Here is a 10922-nt window from a genome sequence, read left to right as displayed (position 1 = left end):
CCGCTCGGGACCAAACCTGCGCACCCACTCCTGCTTACCCCCCGAAACAGCGATCATCGCGGGCACCCCGGACCGCGAGGGTTAAGAAGGGCACCTTCCTCTACGCATGGCGTTAAGAAGGTGCCCTTCCTTCGTGGGCTAGCGGGGTGGGATGCGGCGGCGGGTGTCGGGGGCGGTGGAGGGGCCGGGGGTCCAGGTGGTGACCCACTCGCCGTCCTCGGGGGGCGGGATGATGCCCTGTTCGAGATCGGTGTGGTCGCCGGCGAGGATGCTCTTGGCCAGGGCCACGTCCTCGGCGTCGGTGTTGTGCCACAGCTCGTGCTCGAGGATCACGATGCGGCCGCGGGCCTGGCGGCAGAACAGGTCGGCCAGGGCCAGCTCCTCGCGGCGGCCGGACGCGGTGGCGCGGGAGCAGACGGCGGCGATGGCGAACAGCTCCGCGCCGATGTCGACGATCCGGCCCAGGAACGCCTGGCGGTGTTCGAGCCGGCCCTGCCAGCGGGCCATCCCGGCGAAGGTGTTGCGGGCCAGGCGGCGCGCGGCGCGCTCGGCGTACCGGACGTGCCCGGCGAGCGGGCCGAACCTGCGGTAGCCGCCGAAGGTGCCCCGGCCGACGGCGAGGGTGGGCAGCCAGCGGGCGTAGAAGCCGGTGGCGCCCAGCAGCGCCCGGCCCTTGTCGCCGAGCTTGGACTTCGGGTCGATCAGCGCACCGGCCACGGACAGGTGCTGGTCCACCGCCTCCCGGGCGATGAACAGGTGCATGATCTCCGTCGAGCCCTCGAAGATGCGGTTGATCCGCGTGTCGCGCAGCAGCTGCTCGACGCCGAGTGCCTTCTCGCCGCGTGCGGCGAGCGAGTCCGCGGTCTCGTAGCCGCGGCCGCCGCGGATCTGCACCAGCTCGTCGACGACCCGCCAGGCCAGCTCGGAGCCGTAGAGCTTGACCAGCGCGGCCTCGATGCGGAAGTCGTTGCGGTCGTCGTCGGCCAGCATGCAGCACAGCTCCAGCATGGACTCCATGCCGTACGCCGTCGCGGCGATGTAGGCGATCTTCGTGGCGACGGCCTCGTGCTGCCCGACCGGCCGGCCCCACTGCACGCGCTGCTGCGACCACTGCCGGGCCACGCTCAGGCACCACTTGGCCGCGCCCACGCACATGGCGGGCAGCGACAGCCGGCCGGTGTTCAGCGTGCTCAGCGCGATCTTGAGGCCCTGCCCCTCGCCGCCGATGACGTTCTCGGCCGGGACGAACACGTCGTGGAACCGGGTGACGCTGTTCTCCAGGCCGCGCAGCCCGAGGAAGCCGTTGCGCCGCTCGACGGTGATCCCGTCCGAGTCCCCCTCGACCACGAACGCGGTGATGCCGCCGCGCCGGCCGTCGCCCTTGGGCACCATCGCCATGACCACGAGCAGCGTGGCCACGGTGCCGTTGGTGGCCCACAGCTTGACGCCGTTGAGCAGGTAGCCGCCCTCGACCGGGGTGGCCACGGCCGACATGCGGGCCGGGTCGGAGCCGACGTCGGGCTCGGTGAGCAGGAACGCCGACACCTCGCCCGCGGCGAGCCGGGGCAGGAAGCGCTGCTTCTGCTCGGGCGTGCCGAACAGCTTCAGCGGTTGCGGCACCCCGATCGACTGGTGCGCCGACAGCAGCGCGCCGATCGCCGGGCTGGCCGAACCGGCCAGCGTCAGCGCGCGGCAGTAGTCCAGGTGGGACAGGCCGAGGCCGCCGTACGCGGGATCGATCTTCATGCCGAAGGCGCCCAGCTCGGCCAGGCCGTGGAAGACCTCGTCGGGGATGCGGGCGTCGCGCTCGATGGCGGCCCCGTCGACCTCCGTGGCGACGTAATCGGCCAGCTTGGCCAGGAACGCCTCGGCGTCGGGGTCGGGTGCGGGCTGCGGCCACGGGTGGATCAGATCCATCCGCAACCGGCCGAGGAACAGCTGCTTACCGAAACTGGGCTTGCGCCACTCGCTCTCCCGGGCGGCCTCGGCCACCTGGCGAGCCTGCTCTGCGGTCACCTCACGCTGCACGGTCGTCATCGCCGACTCCCTGTCGTCCGGCCGGACGTGGGATGCCGCCCGCGCGCCGCTCCAGCGGCGGCGCACCGCGACGTGCCATGTCCGGTGTTGCGCCCATAATCACGCTACCGCGCGGTACTACTGATCGGTAGCAGTTGGCAGGACGACGCGGTGTGGCTACTCGTACTGCTCCGCCGGAGCAGGCACCGTGCGCCACTCGAGCACCTCGATGAACGGGATGTCGTCGCCGTTGACCGGGTCGGTCCCCCGCTGGTCGGAGTACTTCCCGGTGATCTCGACCCAGCTGTCGTCGGTCAGCCCGCGCGGCACCCCGCCGTTCATGCCCACCTTGATCGGGCGGGCGTCGGCCGCGCAGCAGGACAGGATCATGCGGGTGAGCAGCTGGCCGCCGTCCGGACCGGCCGACAGGAAGCCGGTGACCCGGATCTGCCGGTCGCCGATCGACCGGCCCTCGTCGAAGATCGCGCGGGTGGCGTAGTCGAGCACGCTGATCCGGGCCGGGTCGCCGTCGGGCAGCGCCGGGAAGTCGGACACCTGCTGGGACGACAGCGCGCTGCCGGCCTGGCCCGCGGCGTACGACCCGAGCGCGGGTGGGGCGACCAGCAGCAGGCCCAGCACGGGGGCGATGAGCAGCCAGCCGACCCGCGGCTCCCGATGACCGTGGGAACTGTCGGGGTGCTCGTGGGAGCCGTCGGCGCACTCGGTGTCGAGCGTGGAGCCGTGGCGCAGGTCGTACCAGATGGTCATCACGGCGGCGACGACCAGCAGCGCGCCCGCGGCGATCAGGAAGGGCTGCAGCCCGGCCTTGACATAGCGCAGGTACATGTCGGTGAGGCTCGCCTTGAGGATGGCGCCGCCGAGCAGCAGCAGCACCACGCCCTGGGCCTGTCGGTTCACAGCAGCACCATCCCGGCTCCGGCGGCGACCAGCACGGCCGTGACGAACGTGGCGGGGGCGAAGCGCACCGCGAAGCGCCGGCCGAACACCCCGGCCTGCATGGAGATGAGCTTCAGGTCGACCATCGGGCCGACGACCAGGAACGCCAGCCGCGCGGTGAGCGAGAACTGGCTCAGCGAGGCGGCGACGAACGCGTCGGCCTCCGAGCACAGCGACAGCAGCACGGCCAGCACCGCGAGCGCCAGCACGGACAGCACCGGCCGGTCGGCCACCGACTGCAGCACCGACTCGGGCACGAGCACGTTGATGGTGGCCGCGGCCATCGCGCCGAGCACCAGGAAGCCGCCCGCGTGCACGATGTCGTGGCGGCAGGCCGCCCAGAACGCCCGCGCCTTGGACAGGTCGTCCAGCTCGGGCCGGTGCGGCAGCCTGATCCAGTCCTGCCGGCCCAGCCGCAGCCACAGCCAGCCCATGATCATCGCGACGATCAGGCTGGCCCCACCGCGGGCGACGACCATCTCGGGGTTGTTCGGGAAGGCGACCGCGGTGGCGGCCAGCACGATCGGGTTGATCGCGGGCGCGGCCAGCAGGAACGCCAGCGCGGCGGCCGGGGTGACCCCGCGCCGGATCAGCGAGCCGGCGATCGGCACGGAGCCGCACTCGCAGCCCGGCAGCACCACCCCGGCGCAGCTGGCCACGGGCACCGCCAGCGCGGGGTGCTTCGGCAGCGCCCTGGCCCAGAACGAGCGGGGCACGAACACCGCGATCACCGCCGACAGCGCGACGCCGAACACCAGGAACGGGGTGGCCTGCACCATCACCGACACGAAGACGGTGGTCCAGGTCTGCAGCAGCGGGGTGGAGATCGCGTCGGCGATCGGCCCGCGGAAGAGCAGCAGTGCGATGAGCAGCACCGCGAGCAGCTCGACGGAGCCGACACGGCCGCCCAGCAGCCGGGTCCGGGCCGGACCGGCCCCACCGGGCCGTGCCGGAGGCGCCGCGGACGGGCGCTGATCGACGGAGGTCACGGGGGTCCTTAGGTATCGGGGGTGTGCCGACCGGCACAGGGTACCGCCACGCGGTTCGGTGCTAGCCTCATCGGCACAAGCGCCGCCCGCAGGCGGCTTCAGATGAACAAACAGAAACGACAGGGGAGCGCACAGCGCTGAGAGTGCGGCAACGGCCGCAGACCCTCGAACCTGATCTGGGTAATGCCAGCGCAGGGAGTTCGGTCAACACCTCACCGCCACGTCGGCTTTCGGCATACTCGAATCGGGTATTCCGGGCGCGGCGTGTGCACTTCTCCTCGTTCGTCCCCTTAACGGACCAGGAGTCTCCGCATGAACAACCACCGCTGGCGCACCGTCGACATCGTGGTCGCCTCGATCCTCGCCGTCACCTTCGGCGTCATCTTCTGGGCCTGGGGCCTGCTGTGGAACGGCCCCGCCGGGGCGATCTTCGGCGCGACCTTCCCGCCCGCCGCCGCCGCCATCTACGGCGTATGGCTGCTGCCCGCCGTGCTCGCCCCGCTGATCATCCGCAAGGCGGGCGCCGGCATCTACACCGAGCTGGTCGCGGCGATCGTCTCCGCGCTGCTCGGCACCTCCTGGGGCATCAGCGTGCTCTGGTACGGCCTGGCCGAGGGCGCGGCCGGCGAGCTGGGCTTCGCGCTCGGCGGCTACAAGCGCTGGGGCCTGCCGCAGGCCCTGCTCGCCTCGGTGCTCGCCGGTGCCACCGCCGCCGGGCTCGACCTGTACTACTACTACGCGGACTGGCAGGCCGACTGGAAGCTCGCGTACGTCGGCATCGTCATGGCCAGCACCGTCCTGTTCGCCGGCATCGGCGGGCACTACTCGACCAAGGCCCTGGCCGGCACCGGCGTGCTGGACCGGTTCCCCTCCGGCCGCGCCCGCGACCTGGTCTGATGATCGAGCTCGAGGGGTACGGGTGGCGGCACGCCGGCCGCCGCGCGTGGGCGGTGCGCGGGCTCGACCTGCGTATCGAGCGCGGCGAACGGGTGCTGCTGCTCGGCCCCTCGGGCGCGGGCAAGTCCACTCTGCTGCACGCCCTGGCCGGGCTGCTGCCGCAGGACTCCGGCGAGGCCGAGGGCACGATCCGGATCGCCGCCGGCCGGGCGGGCACCCGGCCGGTCCCCGCGGTGGGCATCGTCTTCCAGGACCCGCAGTCGCAGCTGGTGATGTCACGGGCCGGGGACGAGGTCGCGTTCGGCCTGGAGAACCTGGGCCGGCCGCCGGAGCAGATCTGGCCCCGCGTGGACGAGGTGCTCGACCGGGTCGGCTTCCCCTACCCGCGGGACCGGGCCACCGACGCGCTCTCCGGCGGCGAGCAGCAGCGGCTGGTGCTGGCCGGGGCGCTCGCCCCAGCACCCGAACTGCTGCTGCTCGACGAGCCCACCGCCAACCTCGACCCGGCCGGTGCCGCCCTGGTGCGGCAGGCGCTGCGCGACGCGGTCGGCGCCGACACCACCGTCGTGCTCGTCGAGCACCGCATCGCCGAGGTGCTGGAGCTGGTCACCCGCGTGGTCGTGCTGGAGCCCGGCGGCGGCGTACGCGAGGACATCCCGCCGCACCTGCTGACCGGGCCGCTCGGCGCGGAGCTCGCCGCGGCCGGGGTATGGGTGCCCGGCCACCCCGCCGCCGCCCGCCGCGCCGCCGGCCCGCCCGGCGAGGTGCTGCTGTCCACCCACGACCTGCGGGTACGCCACCTCGCCTACCCCGACACGACGCTGTACGCCGGGCAGGCGCTGGCGGTGACCGGCCCCAACGGCTCCGGCAAGTCGACCCTGGCCCTGGCGCTGGGCGGCCTGCTCGCCCCGGCCTCGGGCGAGGTACGCGGCCCGGACGGCCCACCGCACCGCTGGCGCGCCCGCACCCTGGCGGGCCGGATCGGCTCGGTGTTCCAGAACCCGGAGCAGCAGTTCGTCACCGCGAGCGTGCGCGACGAGCTGGCGCTGGGCGGCACCCCGCCCGGCCGGATCGACGAGCTGCTGACCCGGCTGCGGCTGGACCACCTGGCCGGGGCGAACCCGTTCACCCTCTCCGGAGGCGAGGCGCGGCGGCTGTCGGTGGCCACCGCGCTGGCCGCCCGCCCCCGCCTGCTGATCCTCGACGAGCCCACCTTCGGGCAGGACCGGCGCACCTGGCTCGAACTGGTCGACCTGCTCGCCGGGCTGCGCGACGACGGACACGGGATCGTCACCGTCACCCACGACCCCGACGTCGTCGACACCCTGGCCGACCGGGTGCTGCGGCTGGAGGCCGCGCCGTGACCGGGCCGGTCGCCGTCACCGCCCGCCCCACGCGGTCCGGGGCGCCGCTGGCACGGCGCACGCCCGTGGCGAAGATCGTCGCGCTGGCGCTGTTCACCACGGCGGCGCTGCTCACCCGGGACGTGGCCGCGCTGGGGTTCGCGCTGGCGGTGACGTTCCTGGCCGCGCCGCTGTTCGGGATCACGCCGTGGGGGCTGCTGCGGCGCGGCTGGCCGGCGCTGCTCGGCGCGGGCACCGTGGTGCTGTCGCTGGCGCTGTTCGCCGCCGACCGGTCCGGCACCGTCCTGTTCGCGGCCGGGCCGCTCGTGATCACCACGACCGTGCTGCTGAACGCGCTGTCGCTGGCGCTGCGCCTGCTGGCCATCGCGCTGCCCAGCGTGCTGGTGTTCAGCACCACCGACCCGACCGACCTGGCCGACTCGCTGATCCAGCACGCCCGGGTGTCCCCGCGCTTCGCGATCGGCGCGCTGGCCGCGTTCCGGCTGGTGGGGCTGCTCGGCGACGAGTGGCAGATGATCGCGATGGCGCGCCGGGCCCGCGGCATCGACGCCGGGCGCAACCCGCTGCGCTGGTTGCGCCTGTTCGCGAGCACGGCGTTCGGCCTGCTGGTCGGGGCGATCCGGCGCGGCACCCGGCTGGCCGTGGCGATGGACGCCCGCGGCTTCGACGCGGGCCTGCCGCGTACCGTCGCCCGGCCGATGCCCTGGCAGGCGGCCGACTGGCTGCTCGTCGCGGCCGGCGCCGCACTGGCCGCCGCGATCCAGCTCATCGCCCACCGCTGAGGCGAGCGGCGGCACGAATCCCCTGGGCGGCCCGCCCGTGACCGGCGCCGATCCGGGTGGTCGCGACGATGCGTGGTGGTGAACCCCCGCGAAGATCCGTGGACTTGCCTGGCAGATGGGCGAATCATGGACGCCGGTACGCCCATGTGCCAGGCAAGTCGGGTGATCAAGCGGCGGGGGGCGGGGCCACGGGGTTGGGCAGGGCGCCGCCGAAGCGGCGGTCGCGCTGGGCGTAGAGCTCGCAGGCGTACCACAGGTGGCGGCGGTCGAAGTCGGGCCAGAGCGTGTCCAGGTAGACGTGCTCGGCGTACGCCGACTGCCAGATCAGGTAGTTGCTGGTGCGCTGCTCGCCGGACGGGCGCAGGAACAGGTCCACCTCGGGCACCTCGGGGTGGTAGAGGTAGCGCGCGAAGACCTTCTCGTTGATCTTGTCGGGCTTGAGCCGGCCGAGTGCGACGTCGCGGGCGATCGCGGCGGCCGCGTCGGCGATCTCCGCCTGGCCGCCGTAGTTCACGCAGAACTGCAGGGTGAGCTTGGTGTTGTGCCGGCTCATCTGCTCGGCCGTCTCCAGCTCGTCGATGACGCTCTTCCACAGCCGCCCGCGCCGGCCCGACCACACGATGCGTACGCCCAGGTCGTTGAGCATGTCGCGGCGGCGGCGGATGACGTCGCGGTTGAAGCCCATCAGGAAGCGCACCTCCTCGGGCGAGCGCTTCCAGTTCTCCGTCGAGAACGCGTACGCCGACAGGTACGGCACGCCGATCTCCAGCGCCCCCTCGATGGTGTCGAACAGCGAGAACTCGCCGCGCTTGTGGCCCTCGGTGCGGGGCAGCCCGCGGTCCTTGGCCCAGCGGCCGTTGCCGTCCATCACGATGGCGATGTGCTTGGGCAGCGCCTCGGCGGGCAGCTTCGGCGGGGTCGCGCCGGTCGGGTGCGGGGTGGGCGGCTTCGGCTCACGCGCCTGCCGAGTTCTGATCAAGGCATATCCCCTGCTCCGGGCCGGAACCGTGGCTCAGGACGGCTCCCGGCGGTCTACCAACGGCAGCGAGCGTAGCTGCCGCTCCAGGTGCCACTGCAAATGCGCCGCCACGAATCCCGCACATTCGCGCTGCACCGGCTGCTCGGCCAGCTCGGCGGCGGCCCAGTCGCCCTCCAGCAGCGCCGACATCAGGTCGAGGGTGGCCGGGTCGGGGTGCGCGGCGCCGGGCGGGCGGCAGTTCAGGCAGGTCACCCCGCCGGCGGGCACGGAGAACGCCCGGTGCGGACCGGCCTCGCCGCACACCGCGCAGTCGCGCAGCGCCGGAGCCCAGCCCGCCTGGGACATCGCGCGCAGCAGGTACGCGTCGAGCACCAGCGTGCTGGAGCGCTGCCCCTCCGCGAGCGCCCGCAGCGCACCGAGGGTGAGCTGGTAGAGCCGCAGCGCGGGCTCCCGCTCGACCGGGGTGAGGCGCTCGGCCAGCTCCACGATCGCGCTGGCGGCGGTGTAGCGCGGGTAGTCGGTCAGGAAGCGGCGGGCGAACAGGTCACGGCCCTCGACCTGGGTCACCGTGTCCAGCGAGCTGCCCTCGCTGCACTGCACGTCGACGTGGCCGAAGGGCTCCAGCCGCGCGCCGAAGCGCGACGTGGTGCGGCGGACCCCCTTGGCGACCGCGCGGACCCGGCCGTGCTGCCGGGTCAGCAGCGTGACGATGCGGTCGGCCTCGCCCAGCTTCTGCACCCGCAGCACGAGCGCGTCGTCGCGGTAGAGGGGTCGGCGCATGCCCGGCATAGGCGCGAGCCTACCGACCCCTGCCGACTAGAAGCCGAGGCGGCGGAGCTGGCGGGGGTCGCGCTGCCAGTCCTTGGCGACGCGCACGTGCAGGTCCAGGTAGATGCGGGTGCCGAGCAGCTCCTCGATGTCGGCGCGCGCCTTGGTGCCGACCTCCTTGAGGCGAGAGCCGCGCGCGCCGATCATGATGGCCTTCTGGCTCTGCCGCTCGACGTAGACGTCGGCGTAGACCTTGGTCACCTTGTCCTCGGGGATGATCTCCTCGACCAGGACCGCGATGGAGTGCGGCAGCTCGTCGCGTACGCCCTCCAGGGCGGCCTCGCGGATCATCTCGGCGATCAGCACGTGCTCGGGCTCGTCGGTGAGCATGCTGTCCGGGTAGAGCTGCGGCGACTGCGGCAGGTGCCCGACCATCACGTCGACCAGCGTGTCGAGCTGCGAGTTGGCCACCGCGCTGACCGGGACCACGTCGGCGAAGTCCCCGAGGGCGTTCACCGCGAGCAGCTGCTCGGCCAGGGTCTTCTTGTCCACCAGGTCGGTCTTGGTGACGACGGCGACGACGGTCGCCTTCAGGCCGGAGATCTCCCCGGCGATGAAGGTGTCGCCCTTGCCGACCGGCTCGTTGGCGGGGATGCACAGGCCGATCACGTCGGTCTCGCTCCACGTGGCGCGGACCAGGTCGTTGAGGCGTTCGCCGAGCAGGGTGCGCGGGCGGTGCAGGCCGGGGGTGTCCACGAGCACCAGCTGCGCGTCCGGCCGGTGCAGCACGGCGCGGATGACATGCCGCGTGGTCTGCGGTTTGTTCGACGTGATCGCGATCTTCTGGCCGACGATCGCGTTCGTCAGGGTCGACTTGCCCGCGTTGGGCCGCCCCACGAAACAGGCAAAACCGGCACGGTATGAGTTATCCGCCACTCACGTAACGTACCTTCACGGCTGGAAGGCGGGTTCGTCGGCGTACCCCCGCCGCACCGTGGGCTGCTCGGCGACGAGCGCGGCGAACAGGTCGTCGACCGGGCAGTCGAGCAGCCCGGCCAGCGGGACCAGGGTCGTCGCGCCGTCGGCGTACGCCCCGAACAGCTCGCCGACCAGGCGCGCGGGCGACCGCCGGGTCCGGGCCGCGGTCATCGCGGCCAGCAGCGCGTCCCGGCCGGACGGCCCCTGGTGGCAGCGCGCCGCGGTCCACCGGCTCAGCTCGCCGTGCCGGGGGGCGTCGACCAGCCCGAGCGCCCGCAGCCGGGCGGCCATCGCCCCGGCCGACACCCCGAACCCGCGCACCAGCTCGGCGAAGCAGGCGTCGGTGACCTCACGCCGCCCGGTCACCGCCACCACCTCGTCGTAGGGCATCAGGAACGCGGCGGCGAACGCGTCGGCCCGCACCTCCCCGTCGGCGCGCTGGGCGCCGGGGGCCAGCTCCTGGTCGAGCAGCGGCTCGTCGGCGTCACCGGCCAGCACGTGCCCGAGGGCGTGCGTGAGCGCGAAGCGCTGCCTGGTGAACCGGCTGGTCACCGCCGCCAGGATGAGCCTGCTGTGGCCGGTCTGCCGGCTCAGCGCGTCGGCGCCGCCGGGCAGCGGAAGCAGCGCGACGTCGACCGCGTACGCCTGCTCGATGGCGGCGGCGAGGTCCGCGGTGGCCAGCCCGTGCAGGCCGGGCCGGCCGGTGGCGGCGCGCACCGCGGTGACGGCGCGTTCGGCGAGCTCCCGCCCGGCCGGGGCGGGCGGGCCCGGCGGCAGGGCGGGCAGCGCGGCCAGGCGCGGGCGGCGGCCCAGCAGGCGCAGCGTCTCGTACGCCGCGGCGAACCGGTCCACCAGCGCGCGCAGGTCGTCCCCGGCGCCGGGCGCGGCGGCCGGCGGGGCGGGTGCGCGGGTGCGGCCGGTGAGCAGCCAGTCGACGCTGACGTCCCCGGCGTCGGCGATGAGGGCCAGCTCCAGCGAGGTGAAGCGGCGCACCGCGTTGAGCGACTTGGACAGCTTGTCGGCGCTGATGCCGACCAGCTCGCTGAAGGCGGCCTGGCTGGGCGAGACCCGGATGATCACCGAGCGCACCCGGTCGACGACACCCTCATCCATGGCCGTCACCGTAATGACGGATAGCGATAATCGCAACGGCCCCGGTCTGCCCGCCGCCGGGGCGGCAGGCGGGCACGGC

The 10922-nt window shown here is 73.5% G+C and carries 10 protein-coding genes and 1 riboswitch; of the genes, 3 read left to right on the top strand and 7 right to left on the bottom strand.

Features of this window, described 5'->3' with window-relative positions; translation table 11 throughout:
- Positions 1-138 precede the first annotated feature (138 nt).
- From AB0J67_RS11980 to AB0J67_RS11970, 3 genes are all read right to left on the bottom strand, one after another.
- Positions 139-2037, bottom strand: a complete 1899-nt coding sequence (locus AB0J67_RS11980) for an acyl-CoA dehydrogenase family protein (protein ID WP_363480099.1) — start codon at positions 2035-2037, stop codon at positions 139-141.
- Positions 2038-2193: 156 nt separating this feature from the next.
- A complete protein-coding gene (locus tag AB0J67_RS11975; protein WP_363480096.1) occupies positions 2194-2934 on the bottom strand; it encodes a TIGR03943 family protein in 741 nt (246 codons plus the stop codon).
- Positions 2931-3887, bottom strand: a complete 957-nt coding sequence (locus AB0J67_RS11970) for a permease (RefSeq protein ID WP_363480108.1) — start codon at positions 3885-3887, stop codon at positions 2931-2933. Before AB0J67_RS11970 ends, AB0J67_RS11975 begins: the two co-directional genes overlap by 4 nt.
- A gap of 186 nt (positions 3888-4073) precedes the next feature.
- A riboswitch (TPP riboswitch) is annotated at positions 4074-4178 on the top strand.
- Positions 4179-4274: 96 nt separating this feature from the next.
- On the opposite strand from AB0J67_RS11970, the gene AB0J67_RS11965 reads away from it, so the two are divergent.
- The 3 genes from AB0J67_RS11965 to AB0J67_RS11955 are packed head-to-tail and all read left to right on the top strand — an operon-like array spanning position 4275 to position 7005.
- Positions 4275-4859, top strand: a complete 585-nt coding sequence (locus tag AB0J67_RS11965; RefSeq protein ID WP_363480093.1) for an ECF transporter S component — start codon at positions 4275-4277, stop codon at positions 4857-4859.
- Positions 4859-6223: an ABC transporter ATP-binding protein gene (locus tag AB0J67_RS11960; RefSeq protein ID WP_363480090.1), complete on the top strand. Its 1365-nt coding sequence runs from the start codon at positions 4859-4861 to the stop codon at positions 6221-6223. The genes AB0J67_RS11965 and AB0J67_RS11960 overlap by 1 nt, the downstream gene beginning before the upstream one ends.
- Positions 6220-7005, top strand: coding sequence for an energy-coupling factor transporter transmembrane component T (locus AB0J67_RS11955; RefSeq protein ID WP_363480087.1), 786 nt, complete (start codon positions 6220-6222; stop codon positions 7003-7005). The genes AB0J67_RS11960 and AB0J67_RS11955 overlap by 4 nt, the downstream gene beginning before the upstream one ends.
- Positions 7006-7171: 166 nt before the next feature.
- Here AB0J67_RS11955 and AB0J67_RS11950 read toward each other — a convergent pair whose 3' ends face one another.
- The 4 genes from AB0J67_RS11950 to AB0J67_RS11935 are packed head-to-tail and all read right to left on the bottom strand — an operon-like array spanning position 7172 to position 10843.
- The gene (locus tag AB0J67_RS11950; RefSeq protein WP_363480084.1) at positions 7172-7984 is read right to left on the bottom strand and encodes an isoprenyl transferase; all 813 of its coding nucleotides are present in this window, start codon (positions 7982-7984) and stop codon (positions 7172-7174) included.
- Positions 7985-8017: 33 nt separating this feature from the next.
- On the bottom strand, positions 8018-8773 hold the full coding sequence (gene recO, locus AB0J67_RS11945) for a DNA repair protein RecO (RefSeq protein WP_363480081.1): 756 nt from the start codon (positions 8771-8773) through the stop codon (positions 8018-8020).
- Positions 8774-8800: 27 nt separating this feature from the next.
- Complete coding sequence (gene era / locus AB0J67_RS11940) at positions 8801-9688, bottom strand: GTPase Era (protein ID WP_363480078.1); 888 nt, start codon at positions 9686-9688, stop codon at positions 8801-8803.
- A 15-nt stretch (positions 9689-9703) separates the two neighbouring features.
- A complete protein-coding gene (locus tag AB0J67_RS11935; protein ID WP_363480075.1) occupies positions 9704-10843 on the bottom strand; it encodes an XRE family transcriptional regulator in 1140 nt (379 codons plus the stop codon).
- Positions 10844-10922 lie beyond the last annotated feature (79 nt).

This window comes from Catellatospora sp. NPDC049609 (assembly GCF_040675365.1).
GTDB lineage: Bacteria > Actinomycetota > Actinomycetes > Mycobacteriales > Micromonosporaceae > Catellatospora.
The sequence above is the reverse complement of the archived record's forward strand: the minus strand, read 5'-3'. Positions and strand labels throughout refer to the sequence as shown.

Coding starts and splice junctions, on each gene's coding strand:
- AB0J67_RS11960 (WP_363480090.1), top strand. CDS start 4,859: ATGATCGAGCTCGAGGGGTACGGGTGGCGGCACGCCGGCCGCCGCGCG.
- AB0J67_RS11935 (WP_363480075.1), bottom strand. CDS start 10,843: ATGGATGAGGGTGTCGTCGACCGGGTGCGCTCGGTGATCATCCGGGTC.
- recO (WP_363480081.1), bottom strand. CDS start 8,773: ATGCCGGGCATGCGCCGACCCCTCTACCGCGACGACGCGCTCGTGCTG.
- AB0J67_RS11965 (WP_363480093.1), top strand. CDS start 4,275: ATGAACAACCACCGCTGGCGCACCGTCGACATCGTGGTCGCCTCGATC.
- AB0J67_RS11980 (WP_363480099.1), bottom strand. CDS start 2,037: ATGACGACCGTGCAGCGTGAGGTGACCGCAGAGCAGGCTCGCCAGGTG.